An 18376-nucleotide genomic window follows, 5' to 3' on the forward strand; every position below is an offset into this window, starting at 1 on the left:
GGGCGGTCTTCATGGGGCACCTCTCCTACTCGGATCTCATGGGCATGGACCTCGGGAAGCTCGGCACCGCGGCGTCCGACTGGACGACGATGGCCGGCGAACTGTCGAAGCTCATGACGGACGTCCGCGACGGCCTGGTCAAGAAGTCGGACACGGCCCACTGGCAGGGCGTCAATGCGACGGTGACCAAGGACTTCGTACGCAAGACGGCCAAGGAGTTCACGGACCTTCACCTGGAGGCCCGGAGCATCGCCGGTGTGCTGACCGACGCGCACGCCGAGCTGACGCGCTACCAGCAGCAGGCCAGGACCCTCACCGAATCGGCAGGCAAGGGCGACCCCTCCCACGACCCGCCTGACCCCGCCTTCATCGTGGCCGACGGACCGAACGGCACGGTCAAGGTCATGGAGGCGATGTGCACCCCCGAGGGCCCCAACCAGCGCACCCAGGACCGCCTTCAGTGGTACGCGGACACACTGACGGGGATTGTCACGCACGCAGCCGAAGTCGACGCCGCGGCGCAGCGCGCGTTACGCAAGAGCCACGGAAACGACCAGTACAACGCGGGACACGCCACGTACACGTCACTGGACGAGGAGCAGCTGCCGCGCGCCACGGAGCTCGCCAAGCGCGGTGAGGACGCGAATCCGAAGGAGCGGGCAGAACTGCGGAGGCTGTGGGAGTCGCTGAGCCCTGAGGCGCGGGCGAAGCTCTGGCTGGCACACAAGGACGACCTGCTGGAAGCCGGGATCATGAGTCCCACCGCGCCGCAGGTCGCCGCGGACGGGGGCGCGGGGCGCCACGGGTCGCAGTCGGCGGGCTTCGGCGACTGGGTCACCAAGCAGAAGATGGAACTGCTGGTGGAGGGCGCCGACTGGCAGGGCATGACCGACGCGTCGCGGCACATGGCGCACTACCTGGGGAACAGCGGCAGCGACATGAGGCTGCCGGTGGACAAGATGATGAAGGATGTGCCGGACTTCGAGAGGTATGTCGCCACGATCGTGCGGTCGAGGCAGGATGACTGGCGCGATCAGGCCCTGGAGGAGTTCAGGAAGAACGGGGGTAAGCCCGTGGCGATCCCCGTCGACGCGAAGGCGGACGAAGGCTTCTACTTCTCCGAGGACCGCGACTCCAACTGGTTCTACGCCGTGGGCGGCGCCAACTCGAACGTGACGGGTGTGGTGACCGCCGTACCCGACGCGAACGGCAACCCCAAGATCTCCGTCGACTATCAGGCCAACGTCTGGGACCGGTACAACTGGGACCAGGGCAAGGGAGTCAACGTCGGTCCGCTGGACATCCCGGACGGCGACATGGCCAAACTGCACCGGGCGGGCCTTGCGCGGGAGTTCGACATGCGCGGCAGCAGCACCGTCAAGCATTACGACCTGGGAACATCGGCGCCCAACGACGATCCGTTGCCGGGGCCCGACTACGACCGCCCGGACGAGCGGGTGAACCCGACGCGTGAGCAGCAGCAGGACCGTACGAGTGAGACGACGGAAAGGGCCGCCAAGCGTGAGTGACATCTACGGCTTTCCGGGGCCCGCGGGTGATCCCGGCGGTGGCGCGGCGGCGCAGCGGCGTCGGCGGCGGATCGTCGCCTGGGTGGTGGGTCTGGTGCTGGTCGTCCTCGGGGCTTTGGGGGGTGGGATCTACTACCTGCTCGGGCCCGGGGCCGACAAGATGCCGGCCGAGAGTGAGAGCGAGAAGCCGAAGTGGGCCGGGGGGATCACTCCCGGGTGGATGAGTGAGCAGGTCGGGCTCAAGGTTCCCGGGCAGGCCACGGATCGGCGGGCCGGGTACAAGATCACTTCGCGCTTCGATACCGGGCTCCTTGTCTTCACGCTGCCCAGGGCCGAGGCGGACGCCTATCTGGAACCGCTCCACCCGAAGGGCTCGAAGTGGATTCCGAACGAGAGTCTTCCCGGGTCCAAGGGCAGGCCGGGCGAGTTCGGGCACCTGGGGCTTCCGGAGCCCGAGTCGATCGTCAAAGGCATGCTCATCGGCGGCTTCTGCCCCGGCGATACCAAAGATCCCAACGGCGTCGGTCTCAGGCGTTGTGTCGATCTCTATGCGCACCGGTACTCCGGCGAGCGGACGCGGATCTACGTGCGGTCGTACTTCGAGCCGGGGATCAGTCCCTTGCCGGTGGCGCCGACCGGGGCCTGAAGGGCGTCAGCCGTGCATCGCGTCGAGCAGTTCCGTCAGGTTGTGGACGACGTGGCGGGCGCCGGCGTCGGTCAGGCGTGTGGCCGTGCGGCGGTTCGGGGCGTAGCCGATGAAAGGGAGGTCTGTCGTCCGGGCGGCCGCCAGCTCCGCGGGGGACGAGCCGATGAGGACGCCCTGCGGGGTGGGGGAGCCCAGCCGGCGGAGGGCGCGGTGCAGGGCGTCCGGGTCCGGCATCAGGAGGCGGGGGTCGTCGGAGCGGCCGTGGACGCCGGTGCGGACGGCGAGGGCGCGGTTCTGGAGGTGGGCCGAGACGACGTGCGGTGACACGTCGCTGACCACGGACACCGGGCGGCCGCTGGAGTTGAGCGTGCGGATCAGGAGGTCCGCGTCGCGGGTGGGCCGTGCCGTGCGCAGGGCGCGCAGTTCGATGGCGTCGAGGCGTTCCCGTAGGGGCTGGGCGAGGCGGCGGTGGCGGGCGAAGGTGCGCAGGACGTCCAGGGGGTGCACGTCCACCTCCATGGGCGTGGCGACGGCGAGCAGGGGGTCGCCGGACAACGTCTCGTCCGGGTCGCGGAGTTCGGTGGCCAGTTCGGTGAGTTCCCTGGCCGCGTCCCGGGCCGCCCGGGTGCCGGCGTAGAGCTGGAGGAGCGGGCCGTCGAAGCCCAGGAGGAACGCCTCGGCGGTGGCGAGCGTGTCGGCGAGGGACGGGGCGCGGCGCGTCTGCATGCCGAGGGTCAGGTCGAGAGCGTGCACGTCCTCGGACTCCGCGACGTCGAGCGCCTCGGTGAAGCTCAGGGTACGGGGGCCGGGCGAGGGATCGGTGTCGAGCAGGCGCCAGCGGACCGCGTAGCCGGGCAGGGGGCGGCTCGCGAGCCGCCGTTCGAGTTCCGCCCGGTCCAGGGGGGCGGCCGGACGCCTGAGCTCCGTGTCCAGGCGGTCGGTCAGTTCGTCCGTCAGGTCCAGGTCGGCGTGGAGCACGGCCTCCATGGGGTCCGTGACGCGGACGGAGACCCGCGCGCCGGGGCCCACGTCGACGAACAGGCTGGTCTGGGTGACGTCGACCTCGTAGTAGTCCCAGGTCAGTTCGGTCGCGTCGGGCGGGGTGAGGGTGAGGCTGCGGTCCGGGCGGCGGTAGACGACGACGTCGTGTGCGTGGGCGGGGCGCGGTGGTTCGCCGTCCGGGGGCATCGGCAGCGGCCCGCGTACGGGGTGCTGCGTGCTGTCCTCCACCACGGTCTGCGGCAGGTGCTGGAACCAGCGCCAGTACGTCGTGGCCGCTGTACCGGCGGCGGACGCGCTCTCGGGGAGTGTGGCGCGCAGCGCGGGGGCGACGGCGATCACCGCGTCCGCGTCGGCGGTGTCGAGGTCGGCGCGCAGGGTGTCGGCGTCCGGCCGGTCCGGCCCTGCGGTGGGCCAGAACGTCACGAGCAGACGCGGGCAGCCCGGCACCTCCCACAGAAGGGCCTGCAGGTGGTCCAGGGTCGCCATCAGCAGCTGGTGCGCCGCCAGTTCCGTCTTCACCAGGACCTCGTGGCCGTCCGGGCGGGGCAGCAGGCCGTGCTCGCGGGCGCTGAGACCCGCCTCGCCGATCAGGAGCGCCACGGTCCGGCCGAGCGTGGTGTGCGCGTCCGGATGTACGGGCTCCTCGGCGAACCGGAACGTGACCGACGCATGCGCGCGGGCCGCCGCCCGCGCGTCGCCCTGTGCCGCCAGCAGGTCGCGGTGCAGCTCCGCCAGAGCGGGACCCGTACGGCCGCCGAGCGCTACGTACTCCTCATATGCCTCCAACGCCTCATCGATACGGCCCAGTTGGCGCAGGGCGATCATCTGGAGGCGGCGGAAGTCCTCGCGGGAGGGGTGGTCGTGGACGAGGACCGCGAGGTCGGCGGCGGCGCGCTCGAGGTGGCCGAGGTCCAGGTCGAGTTCGGCGCGGGTGCGCAGGAGGGTGAGGTGGAGCTGGGTGAGGCGGGTGCGGGCCGTGTGGGCGGCGGGGCCGGGGACTCCGTCGAGGGGAGTGCCGCGCCAGAGGGAGAGCGCTAGGTCGATGTTGGAGAGGGCGTGCTGAGGATTGTTGTCCGTGCGTTCCGAGTCCGTCGCCCTGACCAGGGTCTGGAACTCCACCACATCCACGTGATGGGTGCTGGTGTGCAGCGCGTAGCCGTCCGGGAGGGTGGCGAGGATGCCGGACAGGGCGTCGCGGATCCGGGCGGCGCACCGGCCGAGTTCGGCCTCGGGGTGGTCCGGGCGTTCGGCGGCGGACCAGATGCCCTCGATGAGTTCGGCGAGCGTGACCGGGCGGCCCGGCTTGAGGAGCAGCATGCAGAACATCGCACGGGCAGGGCCGTCGAGGGGGACGGAGCCCGGGGTGAGCGGGCCGAGGAGGCCGAAGTGCCCCTTCGGGACGGACGGGGCGGGCAGCCCCGCAGCGCGGCTGAGCGCGGCCGGGTCGCCCTGGGTGAGACCGGCCGCGGCGGCGCCGTACTCCGCGAGAGGTCCCTGTCCGTCTGCCGGGATCAGCATCCCCAGCATGCGCCCGAGTTGCCGTAGGTCTGCCACGCCCCCGGTCGTTCCGCCGGTTGCCCCCGGATCGAAGAGCGTGAGCTTGACGGTCCCGTCGGGCAGCAGGGCCACGCGGGTCATGCCGATGCCGCCGTGTGTGATTCCCACGCTGTGGACCGCGCCGAGCCCTGCCGCGAGCTGGCGGGTGACCGACGCGGTGAGCGCCGGCGGCAGTCGGTAGCCGTTGGGGGCGGCCAGCGTGTTGAGCGCGACGCCGTCCAGCAGCTCCATCACCACGTACGGGACACCGTCATCGACCCCGTAGTCGTGCACCTCCACCACGTTCGGATGGTCTATGCGCGAGAGGATGCGCGCCGCCCGCAGGAACGGCTCCTCGTTGCGTGGCCCGTGCAGTTTGACCGCCACGGTGCGCCCCAGGTCCAGGTCGCGCGCCTCCCACACGGTCCCGTTCGGCTGCAGCCTGCGCACCAGCCGGTACCGGTCGCCCAGTGCCCGCCCGCGTCCGGACATGCGCCGGACGGTCTCCCGGCCGACCGTCGCGAACTCCTCCCCGTCCGCCCCCCGCGTCGATGCCCGGAACTCCCCGGCCGCCACCCCGGCCCGCTCGTCGATCAACGCGCCCACCCGGCCCAGGAGTTCGGACGTCCGCCCGCGGGCCGTGCGCGGCAGGGAGCGCAGCAGCAGGTCCCGTACGCCGTCCCGGAACACGTACGAGCCCGGGGGTCCCTCGGTCGTGGCCAGCATGCCGCTGAGGATCACCTCGGCCAGATGCTGCGGGCGCGGTTCGGGCTCCAGGGCCGCGTGGACCAGGCGCATCACGGGCAGGTGCGGGACTCCGACCGCCAGGTGGCCCGCCAGGCGGAAGGCCTGTGGGGACGCCGTCGCGCGAAACCGCAGGACGAGGTCCTCGGGACTGAGCGACGCGACGTCCTCGCGGGGCTCTTCCGTGGCCGGTGACGGGGGCAGCCAGGCCGCCGCGCCCGGAACCTGGACGCCGCCCGCGGTCGCGGTCAGCCGGGACCAGTTCGCCAGCCAGGCCGGGGCGGGTTCCAGGACCGGTAGGGGCACCGCGTCGGGATGCGGGGGCGGGCCGGGCTCGCCGCTGTCGTACGGGGCGAAGCCGAGTGAGGAGAGCGGGGCGGCGCCGTGCGGCGCGGTGAGGAGGCCCGGTCGGGCCGGGAGCGCCGTGGTGTGCCAGAGGTGCTCGGGCAGCGGCTGGATCACGGCGAGGGGCATGCGCGACGCGAGGGTGTGGAGCGTGCGGAACCAGCGCCGGCCCGCCTCGCCCTGCCGCCACTGCGGGCCCGTGCAGTCGCTCAGCAGGAGAGCGACCGTGCGGCCGTCGTGCGGTACGGCCAGATGCCCGACGCGGCCGTCGGGCGTGGCGCGGTGCACGGTGACGGTGCGGAAGATGCCCGACTGGGCGAGCGCGGCGTGCAGTTCGCGGACCAGTGGCCGCCAGACGGGCATCGTCGGGCCGGTGTCGTGGAGCAGGATCAGCCGCAGCCACCGCTCGGGCGCGGGACGCAGGACGGGCACCCAGGACGAAGGGTGCGCGCCGAGGCGGGCGATGCGGTCGGCGGTGGCCCGCTCGTCCAGGACCCTGCCGCCCGTGAGCGACGGGACGCTGCGCTTGAGGGGGCGCAGGGCCCGTTGGAGAGGGAGCGGGTGGCGCAGCATGGGCGGTGCCGGGGCGAGCAGGGTGGCAGGGGGGTCCGCGCCGAGGTCCTCCGCCCGGTCCATGTACAGGGGCACCCGGTCGGGATTTCGGGGTGGCGGGAGCGCGGGGGCGGGTGCCTTCGGGGGCGGGCCGGGTGCGGGGTGCTGGGGGTGTGGGGCCGGTGCTGCTTCCGGGGCGGGAGCCGGGGGAGCGCCGGTGGGCGGGGCGTCGGCCTCCGGCTCGCGGTGACGGTCGGCGTCCTCCAGCCGCCCCGCCAGCCACAGCAGCTCCGCCAGTTCCACCGGAGTCGGTGCCGTGCCGCCCGACGCCGCCGTCAGGGCGGCTGCGAGGTCGGCGAGTCGGTCGAGGTCAGTGCGCATCGGGGTCGGCCGCCCGGCTCAGATACGGCATCAGGCGCTCCGCCAGCTCGTCCCGGGAGTTCTCGTCCAGGCCCGCCGCGCCCGTCAGATAGATCGCGTTGAGGAGCTGGTCCGTGGCCAGTTCGCCGCTGCCCGCGCGGGCCAGGAAGCGGGCGATCAGGGGCCGGGCGTGCTCGTCGGGCTCGCCGAGGTGGGCGCGGACGATCTGCGCGAGGTGGGTCTCGTCGGGGCGGCGCAGGCGCAGCGTGACGCAGCGGCGCAGGAACGCCGGCGGGAACTCGCGCTCGCCGTTGCTGGTCAGGACGACGAACGGGAACGCGCGGCAGCGCACCCGGCCGCGTACGACCGGGACCCGCGCGTCCGTGCCGTGCGCCATCACCTGCGCGCGGCCCTCCGGCACGTGCCGCGCGGCGCGGGCCAGCTCCGGGATCTCGTACTGACCCTCCTCCAGGATGTTGAGGAGGTCGTTGGGCAGGTCCAGGTCGCTCTTGTCGATCTCGTCGATGAGCAGCGTGCGGGGGCGGGTGTAGGGGAGGAGCGCCGTGCCGAGGGGGCCGAGGCGCAGATGGTCCTCGACCCCGGTGTCGCCGCCCGTCAGGGGCCGGTCCGCGCCCCGGGCCGCGTAGAGGCGTGAGAGCGGGTCGTACTGGTACAGGCCGTCGGCGAGTGTGCTGCGGCTCGTGATGTTCCAGCGCAGGACCGGGCCGAGGCGCAGCTCACGGGCGACCGCGTAGGCGAGGGACGACTTGCCGGTGCCGGGCGGGCCCGTGACGAGGAGGGGGCGGCGCAAGTAGAGAGCGGCGTTGACGAGTTGGACGCTCTCGGGGGTGGCCCGGTAGGTCTGGGCGCGGTGCACGCGGTCGGGGGAGACCGCCGCCGTGTCGTCGCCGTCGGAGGGCGTGGGCAGCGCGGGCCCGCCGTCGAAGGCACGCCACGGCGGGGGAGCGGGGAGCTGGTCGATGCCGTCGTGCGGCTCGGTCGTACCGGTGTAGACGGGCCACAGGGGCATGATCCGGATCTCCGTAACGGGCGGCGTGGTGGGTGGTCGGTCTTCGGGTGACGGTCAGGCGACGGGAGAGCCCAGGTGGGCCGTCGTGGCGTGCGGGTCGGGGAAGCAGCGCGGGTCGTCCCACAGGAGCTGGACGTCCCTCGCCCAGTGTCCGTCCGGGTCGTCCGCCGCGTCGGCACTCTCGCGCAACGAGAGGATGTGGCGCGGCAGTTCGGCGGGCGTCACCCCGGACACGTACGGGCCGATCGCATTCAGGAAAGCCGAGCCCGCACAGTCGCCGTCCCCCTTGCCCGCCCCCGCGTGCTCGCCGCCGCAGCCCGAGCGCGGCCACAGCAGGACCGGCACCGGCTTGGTCAGCGCGGTGTCGAAGCGGGGGCGGGAGTGTCCGGCCGCGGGCGGCGCCGCGAACCCCGCGACAGCGGCCTCGCGCAGCCGCAGCCGCAGTTTCCTCGGGTCCTCGCCGCAGCCGCACTCGACGCGGTGCACCTGCGCGTGCGCGCCCGCCTCGATCCCCTGCCAGCGGCGGGTGAGCCGGTGCCGCAGGCCGCCCCTGCGCCGCGCGTGGTCGGTGACGACGAGCGGGTACGAGCAGCCGAGCGGCGTGGGGTCGTCGGGGCCGCTCTCCCACTGGTCGACGGGCCAGTTGAGCCACTCGCGGGGCAGCGCGAACGCGATCAACTCATCGGTGTCCGGGGCGAGATGGGCGAAGGCCTCGTCGATGCGCTCGCGGACGTACGGGCGCAGCTCGCCCTGCGCCAGAGTGCGCGAGTCCACCGGGTGGCGGCGGCCCGCGCTGTACGCCGACACCTCGACCACCACCTGGTCGCCGCCCGCCCCGCTGCGGTCGATCTCGACGAGGATCGGCGACCAGTCGGGCGGGGCGTGGCGCGCGGCGGCAGCGGCCCGCGGCGCGTCGATCAGGGCGTCGAGCCGGTCCGCGAAGCGAGTCACCGACTCCGGGTCGTCGAGCTCGCACAGGACGTACCAGGCGGCGGCCCACAGGGAGTGGAAACCCCCGGGCGGCACGGGCGGGCCGAACGGGCCCGCCGCGTCGAGGTAGAGGCGCTCGGGGGAGCAGTCCAGGCCGGTGTGCGCCGCCTTCTCGACGAGGACGCGCAGCCGGTCCCGGTCCGCGTCCTCGTGGGCCGGGGCGGGCAGCCGCCCGCCGAGCTCGGGCCAGTAGCGGGCCATGACGTGGGTGGGCAGCATCCGGCCGTTGCGCACGCCGCGCCCGCCGGTGGCCGTGACCATGCCGACGACCTCGCCGGTGCCGGCGAGCGCCACCGCGGCGCCGCTGAAACCGGCCTCCAGCGGCTGGCCGTGCCCGTTCCACGCCTCCAGCTGGATCCACTCGCCGCCGATCAACTGGGCTGCGGTGGCGCGGTATTCGGCGAGCGTCCCCTCGTCGTAGCCGCGCGGGAAGCCGTACGCGACGAGCTTGCGCGGCGGCTCGCCGAACGCGGCGTCCGCCGGGGCGAAGGCGGCCGGGGCCACCGGCGCGTCCTCGTCGAGTTCGAGGACGGCGAGGTCGCCGGGGTCGGTGGGGCGGCCGCCCCAGCCGCCGTGCGACACGACGCGCGCCGGCACCGCGGCCGCGCCCGTCTGGTGCGGGAACGTGACCGTGACGGGCGCGGCGCCGCTGTCCGCGATCACATGGGCGCAGGTCACGACCTTGCGGCCGGTCACCAGGAAGCCCGCCCCGATCTGCCGCCCGCACTCGATCCTGGCGTGCCACTGCGCGCTGTTCACGCGCCGTCCGTGGCCGTGCGGTCCGCCGCCGACCAGCTGAGCTTCACCACCAGATGGCCCTCGGCCGTGCCCTTGGCGATGACCGCGCCCGCCTCGGCGGACATCTTCACGCCGAACTCGATCTCCACGCCGTCCGGCTTGAGCGGCCCCTCGCGAAAGACCCGCAGTGCCGACTCGGCCGCCGAGCGCGCCCCGTCGAGCGCCGACTCGAACGTGCCGACCGCCTGCGCCGTGGGCAGGCCCCCGCGCGAGACGAGCCGCACCCCGTTCCCCGTCTCGTCGGACGCCTCGAAGACGACGGGCGCGCCGCCCTCGGTCTCGTACTCCACCAAACCGTCCATGCCGCCCCCGTGAAACCGGTCGAAACGTGTGGCACATGCCTGATGCCATTGTGGACGAGGGGAGTTGGGGCTGTCAGCTCCAACCGGATGCCGCGTCCGGACCACGCCCTGATCACGTTCCGATCGCCCCGGATCGCCTCCTGGCGGGAAGGCGCCAGGGCAGCTTCCCGCCAGGTTCCGTCAATGTCGCCGTAACAGTGGGCACTTCACACTCTTCGCAGTGCTCGGGTCACACCCCCAGCCCGAGGCTTACGAAGAGAGGCAACGATGACCAGAGGACCAGCGAGACGGGGCGCGGCCCTGCTGTCGGCCGGGCTCGCGCTAGCGCTGCTTCCGGGCGGGCAGGCCGTCGCCGGTGACGCCACCACCCCGGCGGCCGGCGCCACCACGCCCGCCGCCCGTGCCGCCCACACCGTGACCCTGGTGACCGGCGACAAGGTGACCGTCACCGACCTCGGCGGCGGCAAGAAGGCCGTCACCGTCGACCGCGCGAAGGGCGCGACCGGCGCCGTCAGGACCCAGGTGAGAGACGGGAAGATCACCGTCGTACCGGACGAGGCGCGCCCCTTCCTCACGGCCGGAAAGCTGGACTCGCGGCTCTTCGACGTGAGTGAGCTGATACGTCAGGGGCTTGCCGACAGCAAGGCCGACGCGACGCCGCTCATCGTGTCGTACGCGGGCAAGAGCGCCCGCTCCGCCGCGCGCACCCCGAAGGGCGCCGACCGCACCCGCGCCCTCGCCAGCATCGGCGGCGCCGCCGTGGACGCCGGCAAGGGCCGCACGTTCTGGAACGCCGTGACCGCTCCCGAGGGCAAGGCCTTCGCCGACGGCATCGGCAAGATCTGGCTCGACGGCCGCGTCAAGGCCGACATGGCCGAGAGCAACGAGCAGATCGGCACCCCGAAGGCCTGGGAGGCCGGGCTCACCGGCAAGGGCGTCAAGGTCGCGGTCCTCGACACCGGTTACGACGCCACGCACCCCGACCTCGCGTCGCGCGTCACCGAGTCCAAGTCCTTCATCGAGGGCCAGGAGGTCGCCGACCGCAACGGGCACGGCACCCACGTGACCTCGACCGTGGGCGGCAGCGGCGCGGCCTCCGACGGCAAGGAGCAGGGCGTCGCCCCCGGCGCGACCCTCGCCGTCGGCAAGGTCCTCAGCAACGAGGGCTCCGGCAGCGAGTCGCAGATCATCGCCGGTATGGAGTGGGCCGCCAAGGACATCCACGCCAAGGTCGTCTCGATGAGCCTCGGTTCGTCCGAGGCGAGCGACGGCACCGACCCGATGGCCGCCGCCGTGAACTCGCTGTCCAAGGAGACCGGCGCCCTCTTCGTCATCGCCGCGGGCAACGCCGGCGCTCCCGGCTCCATCGGCTCGCCCGGCGCCGCCGACTCCGCCCTCACCATCGGCGCCGTCGACTCCGCCGACGAGGCCGCCTACTTCACCAGCAAGGGCCCCCGCTTCGGGGACAACGGGCTCAAGCCCGACCTGTCCGCCCCCGGCGTCGACATCCTCGCCGCCCGCTCCTCGCTGGTCTCCGGCAGCGGCCCGTACACCACCATGAGCGGTACGTCGATGGCGACGCCGCATGTCGCCGGTGTCGCGGCCCTGCTCGCCGAGAAGCACCCCGACTGGACGGGCGCGCAGCTCAAGGACGGGCTGATGTCGACGTCCGAGGAGCTCGCCGACTCCGCCTACGACCTGGGCTCGGGACGCGTCAGCGTGCCCGACGCCGTGACCGCGGACATCACCGCGACCGGCAGCGCCGACCTCGGCTACTACAAGTGGCCGTACGACAGCAACAAGCCCGTCACGAAGACGGTCACCTACAGCAACTCCTCCGACAGCGCCGTGGAGTTGACGCTGGCGGCGGAGGGCGCGGCCGACGGCGTCGTCTCGCTCGCCGACAGCAAGCTGACCGTGCCCGCTCACGGCACCGCCTCCACGACCGTGACCGGCGACGGCGCCAAGGCCGCCGTCGGGAACACCAGCGGACGGATCGTCGCGTCCGTGGCCGGGAAGCCCGTCGCGCACACCGCGTTCGGCCTGGTCAAGGAGGAGGAGCGGTACACGCTCACCGTCCACGTGAAGGACCGGGACGGCGCCGCGACGGCCGCGTATCTCGGCGTGCAGCAACTCGTGAAGGACACCGACCCCCTCCCCGCGTCCGTCGGTGACTCCGGCACGATCCAGCTGCGCCTGAAGCCGGGCAACTACTACGTGGACACGTTCCTCGACGTGCGCGGCAGCCACGGCAAGGACTCCCTCGGGCTCGGCTACCTCGCCGACCCGGCGGTCAACCTCGACCGGGACCGCGAGATCACCCTCGACGGGCGGCAGTTGAAGGAGGTCAAGGCCGACGTCGGCCGGACCACCCAGACCCGCCAGCTCCTCATGGAGGCCGACCGCAAGGCGGGCGGCGCCGACTACATGACCGCGGTCCAGGTGCCCGTCAAGTACGACAGCATCTTCGCGGCGCCCACCCGTAAGGTCACCGACGGGTCCTTCGAGTACCGCACGGTGTGGCGCCTCGGAAAGCCCATGCTCCAGGTGGACGGCCTGCGCGAGGCCGTCCTCCAGCCCGGCGGCGCCCTGACCGAAGGCCGCAGCAAGCTCGCAGTCGTGGACGCCGGGGCCGGCGCGCCCGCCGACTACGCCGGCAAGAACGTGCGCGGCAAGGCCGTCCTCGTCCGCCGCACCGACGCGCTCTCCCCGGCCGAACTCGCCCAGGCCGCGCAGGACGCGGGCGCCAAGGCGCTGTTCGTGACCGACGACGCGGCAGGCAGGCTCAACGCCTGGTTCGGCACGGACGACGAGACCGACCGGCCGCTCCAGATCGCCACGGTCGACGCCGCGGACGGCGCGAAGCTCGCCGCGGCCGCGAAGGCGCGCCGCAGCATCACGATGACCGGCACCCGCAACACGCCCTGGGTGTACGACGTCACCGACGAGCACAAGGGAGCCGTCCCGGGCGGCGACCTGACCTACCGGCCCGGCAGGTCCGAACTGGCCGTCCTGGACGCCAAGTTCCACGCGGTGAAGCCCCAGGAGGGCGGCGAGTTCCGCTACTCCATCACCGACACCTTCCCCATCGGCCTCGGCTTCCTGGAGAAGATCGACTACCCGGCCGAGCGCACCGACTACGTCTCCACCGGCACCGGCCAGAAGTGGCACGAGTCCGTCCAGACGGGCCCGACCGACCTGGAGCAGCGCAGCGGCCTCATCACGTACAAGGGAGGCAAGCACTCCGAGCTCGACTGGTTCAAGCCGGTCTGGCACCCGTGGCTCGGCACCGGTCTCGGCTGGGGCCAGCAGCGCGCCGGCAACGACCTCCAGTTCAACGTGCCCGGCTGGGGCGACTCCGGTCCCGACCACACCGGCTTCGGCGACGTGTGGAGCGACAGCACCCAGACGCAGTTCTCCTCCGTGTACGTCGACGGGGTGCTGGCGGACAAGAAGCAGAGCTCCGGCGTGTACGTGTGGGACGCCGACCCGGCCGAGCACACGTACAAGGTCGTCACGGACACGACGCTCGACCCTGCCCGCTGGAAGCTGTCGACGAAGGGCCACTCGGAGTGGACGTTCAAGTCCGCCGAGACCCCCGCCGACCGCTACACGTTCCTGCCGCTGCTCAACCTCGGCTTCGACGTGGACACCGACCTCGCGGGCAACGTCCGCGGCGGACACCGGATCCCCGTCGGCATCTTCTCCGAGTACGTCAAGGGTGCCCCGGACACCGGGAAGATCGGTGGCGGCAGCCTGGAGGCCTCGTACGACGACGGGAAGACCTGGACGAAGGTCGCGCTCGACGGGCACGGCGCGTCCTGGAAGGGCACGCTGAAGGTGCCGGGCGACGCGGAGTACGTGTCGCTGCGCGCCTCGGCGAGCGACGACCGCGGCGGCAAGGTCACGCAGGAGATCATCAGGGCGGTGGGGGTCAAGTAGCCCGCTCTGTAAGGATGTTCTGACCGAAGGCCCGGTGCGGCAGCCTGCCGCACCGGGCCTTCGCGTATTCCTGCGCGTCCACCAAGTGATACGTAGCTGTCCGCCATGCGGGAACGCTCTTGTGGGGCGCAGTGGCCGCGGACAGGATGCCTGCATGGCCCCGGTACTCGTCTCGCGCGTGCTCGTCTCGCGCCGCCACGTGGATCTTCTGCGTGTCTCGACGATGCTCTGTCGGGCCGCATCCGGCGCCGACGCCCTTTTCTGAGGCGCGCCGGGGAGGGGTCCCCTCGCCCGGCCGGCCGGCGTCCCGTAAGCCGCTCCCGCGGCCCCCGCTTCCGCTCCCGTAGTAGTCCACGCCGTCCTTGCCCGCGCGCGATTCCCGAGGTGTCGTCATGCCCGAGAACCACCCTCTGCTGCACTGGTACCTGCCCGCCCGGCGGCCGGCCGACATCGACTCGCTGGCCCCCACGGCCCTGGCCGCGGAGCGTGCCGGGTTCGACTCGCTCTCGACCCCGGCGGGCGGCCCCGACCCGTGGGCGCTCGCGGCCGCGCTCTGTCGTCGCACCGAGCGGATCGGCTTCCTCGTCGCGCTGCCCACCGGCGGCGCGGGCCCCACCGTCATCGCCCAACAGGCCGACGCCTTCCGCCGGTTCGCGGGCGGCCGCCTGAGGCTGGACGTCGGCGCGCACGGCGCCGGGCTGACCCACGACCAGCGCTACGGGCGCACCGACGAGGTGATGGCCGTCGTGCGTGACCTGCTCGACGGCCGGCGCATCGACTTCCAGGGGGAGCATGTGCAGGTCGAGGGCGCCCAGTTGAACGATCCGGCCGTCGAATATCCGGTGCCGCTCTACTTCGGGGGCGAGTCCCCGGCCGCCGACGGCATCGCGGCCCGGCGGGCCGATGTGCGGCTGGTGCGGAGCGCGTCGCCGGATGTCGTCGCGGAGCGTGTCGCCCGCTCGCGGGGCCGGAACCCGCGTCTGCGGTACGGGCTCCGCCTGCGTCTGGTGGGCCGCGCCGAGGCGTCCGAGGCGCGGGACGCGGCGGACCGGATCCTGGACGACGGCAGGAGCGGGTCGGCGGGCGACGCGGTCGTCGGCACGTACGACGAGGTGGCGCGGCGGCTCTTCGCCTACCGGCAGCTCGGCATCGACGAGTTCGTCCTGTACGGCTGTCCGTCTCCCGGCGAGCCGGCCCGCGTCGCCGGCGAGATCCTTCCGCGGCTGCGTGCCCTCACGGACGCGGGCGCGGTCTGCGGAGCGTGACGCGCGAAGGCGCCGCCTCCCCCGTGGGACCGGGGGAGACGGCGCCGCCGTGTTGACTCCGCGTGACCTGCGCGGGCTGGTGTCAGACGAGCCAGCCGACGAAGTGGACGAGGCCGGCGAGGATGTCGGTGATCAGGTTCATGGTGGCGCTTCTCCTAGCGGTGTTGCATGTGTGGGACCGACTCCCCGGCCACGTATGGGACATGGGCCGGGTTCGCAATTACGGTCTGCAGCCCGTTGCTTGCGCACCGTAAGCATCGTTGGTCACCGACGCCTCATGCAATTCCTGGCGGCACGATCACCTGTTCCAGGGAACAACTGCTCCCCTGTTCGTATTTGCGACAGCCTGCGATGCCCCGTCATGCCGTGTGGAGTCGCTCGCGTCACTCACGGCGCCGTCCCCGCGATCCCGCGCACCACACCCAGCTCCACCAGGTCCTGTGGCCTGAGATGGAGCTGATCGGCTGTCGCGTCCGTCTCGTCCGGGTCGCGCTTGAGGATCGCGGCGGCGAGTTCGGGCGCGATCACGGAGAAGTAGCTGTCCGGCGTCGCCCACGTGTTGTCCGGCGCGGCCAGGGCGAGCGCGCCGCCCGAGCCGCCCTCGCCCACGACCAGCGTGGTGACCGGGACCGGCGCCGCGGCGAGCGCCGTGAACAGGTCCGCGATGGCGGCGCCCGCCCCGGATCGCTCGGCCTCCGCGTCATTCGCCGCGCCCGGCGTGTCCACCAGCGTCAGCACCGGCACACCGAGCCGGCCCGCGAGCCGCACCAGTCGCGCCGCCGTCCGGTAGCCGGCCGGCCGCGTCGCCGTGCCGAGCTGCGCGGCGTACGCGACCGTCCGGCCGTCCCGGGCGCTCTCCCCGAAACCGCACAGCACGCCGTCGTCGGTACCGCCGCAGCGGTCGCCGCTGACCGTGACCCGGGACGCGAAGTAGGCATCCAAGTAGGCGTCGGCGCGAGGCCGTTCGGGAGCGCGGGCGTGACGTACCGCGTCGCGGCCCGTGGCGGGCAGGTCTCCGCGGCCGAGCGCGTACGGGACCGGAGCGGGGACGTCGGACGGGCGTGTGAGCAGGCGCAGCCATCCGGCGAGGACCCCCGCCAGATCGTCCGGGCGCACCACCGCGTCGACCGCGCCGGCCGTGAACTGGCCACGCGCCGAGTACGCCGCCGGGTCCGCGTCCGCCGGCCTGACCCGCGAGCCCGCGAAGCCCACCTGCGCCGAGTCGAGCGCCAGGATCACGTCGGCGCCCGCGCCGAGTGTCGCCCAGCCGCCGCCCGTCGTCGGGTCGCGCAGGACCGCCACCTGCGCAAGGCCGGCCTCCCGCGTGAGCGCCGACTGCCGTGCCACGCGCTGGAGTTGGGTCAGTGCGCGCATGCCCTCCTGCATCCGGCTGCCGCCCGTCGCGACCAGGGGCACGACGGGGAGCCGGTGCGCGCGGGCGAAGGCGTACGCCGCCTCTATGCGGTCGCCGGTGCGCTCGCCGAGCGAGCCGCCGAGGAAGCCGAACTCGAAGGAGACCAGTACGGCCCGGGTCCCGCCGACCGACGCCGTCCCGCACACCACGGACTCGGCCTCGCCGGTGCGGGCGGTGGCGCGGGCTCGCGCCGCGTCGTAGCCCTCCCAGGAGAGCGGCCCGTCGGGCGCGTACGTGCCGTCGGGGGCGGGCAGTTCGGTGAAGGTGCCGGGGTCGGTGACGGCGGCGAGCGCCTCGCGGGCGGAGAGCCGCTTGCTGTCAGCCACGGGGGAGCGCCCGCTTCATGATCTTGCCCATGTCGTTGCGGGGCAGCGCCTCCAGATAGCGCACCACGCGCGGGCGCTTGTGCGGGGCGAGGCGGTCGGCGACGTGGGAGGCCAACTCGTCGGCGGCCGGGGGCTGTTCGGCGTCGGCCGGGACGATCCAGGCCACGATGCGCTCGCCGAGGTCGTCGTCGGGCTCGCCGGTGACGGCGGCCTCGCTCACCCCGGGGTGCTCCAGGAGCGCGTTCTCGATCTCGCCCGCGCCGATCTTGTAGCCGCCGCTCTTGATGAGGTCGGTGGCCTTGCGGCCCACGATGCGGACATAGCCGTCCGGGTCGCGGACCGCCATGTCGCCGGTGCGGAACCAGCCGCCTTCGGCGAAGGCGGCGGCCGTCGCGTCGGGCCGGTTGAGGTACTCGGTGAACAGGTTGGGGCCCCTGACCTGGATCTCGCCGACCGCCTCCGGGTCGCCGGCCGGGATCTCCGCGACGCCGTCCTCCTCCACGAGCCGCACCGAGACACCCGGCAGCGGCACACCGACCGTGCCCGCGCGCGCTTCGCCGTCCGCCCGCACGCTCGTGTTCATCAGGGTCTCCGTCATCCCGTACCGCTCGATGACGCGGCGGCCCGTCGCGGCGGCGATCCGCTCGTGGTCGTGCACGGGCAGCGCCGCGGAACCGGACACCAGGAGCCGCGCCCCCGACAGGGCCTTCACCAGCTCCGGCTCGGCGGGCAGGGCCTCGGCGATGCGGTGGTACATCGTCGGCACCCCGAACAGCATGGTCGCCCCGCTGCCGAGCTCGCGGGCCACGCCCTCCGTGCTGAACCGGCCCAGGTGGCGCACGGATCCGCCGCGGCGCAGCGGGCCGAGGATCCCCAGGATCAGTCCGTGCACGTGGAAGAGCGGCAGGCCGTGCACCAGGACGTCGTCGTCGGTCCACTCCCAGGCGTCCTGGAGCGCGTCGAGGGTGGAGGTGACCGCTCGGCGCGGCAGGACCGCGCCCTTGGGCGGCCCCGTCGTGCCGGAGGTGTAGACGACGAACGCGGGCGCCGACGCGTCCGGCTCGGGCCACTCACGGGCCGGAGCCGACGCCGCCACGTCGATGCCGGCGAACCTCAAGTCGCCGAGTGCGTCCGGGAGTTCGGTCCCCGGTGCGGCGAGTACGACGTCCGGGGCGCTGTCGGACACGATGTGCGCCAGCTCGCCGCCGCCGGACTTCGGGTTGAGCGGAACGGCGGGCACGCCCGCGAGCAGCGCCGCGACGACGCCGACGGCGGTCTCCAGGGTGGGCGTCGCCCACACGGCGGCCCGGCTCGCGCCGTCGAGGCGTGCGGCGAGCGCTCCGGCCGCCGAGGCCAGCTCCCCGTAGGTGAGGGAGCGGTCGCCGAAGCGCAGGGCGGGGCGGTCGGGGTCGTGGGCCAGGGCGGGGAAGAGCAAGGACACGGGTGGCGCTCCTAGCGGCTTGACGGTGACGGCAGTGACGGCAGTGGCCAAGTGGCTGAACCAATGTGGGGGTGGTGTCACCCGTACGTCAAGGATGCGCGGGAAGATTGGTTCAGCCACTGGGCCAGTTGTCGTGCCCGCTGTTACGCTGCGG

General features: G+C 73.2%; 10 protein-coding genes. 4 read left to right on the plus strand and 6 right to left on the minus strand.

The window, feature by feature from the left end; genetic code table 11:
• The first annotated feature begins 11 nt into the window (after positions 1–11).
• Both ACIPWY_RS07280 and ACIPWY_RS07285 read left to right on the plus strand, forming a co-directional pair.
• Complete coding sequence (locus tag ACIPWY_RS07280; RefSeq protein WP_401532433.1) at positions 12–1529, plus strand: hypothetical protein; 1518 nt, start codon at positions 12–14, stop codon at positions 1527–1529.
• Positions 1522–2175 (plus strand): hypothetical protein, encoded by a 654-nt coding sequence (locus tag ACIPWY_RS07285; RefSeq protein WP_393705391.1) that lies wholly within the window; start codon positions 1522–1524, stop codon positions 2173–2175. The genes ACIPWY_RS07280 and ACIPWY_RS07285 overlap by 8 nt, the downstream gene beginning before the upstream one ends.
• A 6-nt stretch (positions 2176–2181) precedes the next feature.
• On the opposite strand, the gene ACIPWY_RS07290 is transcribed toward ACIPWY_RS07285, so the two are convergent.
• The 4 genes from ACIPWY_RS07290 to ACIPWY_RS07305 are packed head-to-tail and all read right to left on the minus strand — an operon-like array spanning position 2182 to position 9834.
• The gene (locus ACIPWY_RS07290) at positions 2182–6735 is read right to left on the minus strand and encodes an SAV_2336 N-terminal domain-related protein (RefSeq protein WP_401532434.1); all 4554 of its coding nucleotides are present in this window, start codon (positions 6733–6735) and stop codon (positions 2182–2184) included.
• Positions 6725–7744: a MoxR family ATPase gene (locus tag ACIPWY_RS07295; RefSeq protein ID WP_362899382.1), complete on the minus strand. Its 1020-nt coding sequence runs from the start codon at positions 7742–7744 to the stop codon at positions 6725–6727. The genes ACIPWY_RS07290 and ACIPWY_RS07295 overlap by 11 nt, the downstream gene beginning before the upstream one ends.
• 54 nt (positions 7745–7798) lie before the next feature.
• Positions 7799–9493 (minus strand): trypsin-like peptidase domain-containing protein, encoded by a 1695-nt coding sequence (locus tag ACIPWY_RS07300; protein WP_401532435.1) that lies wholly within the window; start codon positions 9491–9493, stop codon positions 7799–7801.
• Positions 9490–9834, minus strand: coding sequence for a CU044_2847 family protein (locus tag ACIPWY_RS07305; protein WP_362899386.1), 345 nt, complete (start codon positions 9832–9834; stop codon positions 9490–9492). The genes ACIPWY_RS07300 and ACIPWY_RS07305 overlap by 4 nt, the downstream gene beginning before the upstream one ends.
• Positions 9835–10101: 267 nt before the next feature.
• Between ACIPWY_RS07305 and ACIPWY_RS07310 the strand changes: the two genes are divergently transcribed.
• Positions 10102–13776 (plus strand): S8 family serine peptidase, encoded by a 3675-nt coding sequence (locus ACIPWY_RS07310; RefSeq protein WP_401532436.1) that lies wholly within the window; start codon positions 10102–10104, stop codon positions 13774–13776.
• A 392-nt stretch (positions 13777–14168) separates the two neighbouring features.
• The gene (locus ACIPWY_RS07315; protein WP_401532437.1) at positions 14169–15041 is read left to right on the plus strand and encodes an LLM class flavin-dependent oxidoreductase; all 873 of its coding nucleotides are present in this window, start codon (positions 14169–14171) and stop codon (positions 15039–15041) included.
• Positions 15042–15428: 387 nt separating this feature from the next.
• On the opposite strand, the gene ACIPWY_RS07320 is transcribed toward ACIPWY_RS07315, so the two are convergent.
• Positions 15429–16781: a carboxyl transferase domain-containing protein gene (locus tag ACIPWY_RS07320; RefSeq protein WP_401532438.1), complete on the minus strand. Its 1353-nt coding sequence runs from the start codon at positions 16779–16781 to the stop codon at positions 15429–15431.
• Positions 16774–18222, minus strand: coding sequence for an acyl-CoA synthetase (locus ACIPWY_RS07325; protein WP_401532439.1), 1449 nt, complete (start codon positions 18220–18222; stop codon positions 16774–16776). The genes ACIPWY_RS07320 and ACIPWY_RS07325 overlap by 8 nt, the downstream gene beginning before the upstream one ends.
• Positions 18223–18376 lie beyond the last annotated feature (154 nt).

Origin of the sequence: Streptomyces sp. NPDC090032, from assembly GCF_044748025.1 — a bacterium.
Classification (GTDB): Bacteria; Actinomycetota; Actinomycetes; order Streptomycetales; family Streptomycetaceae; genus Streptomyces.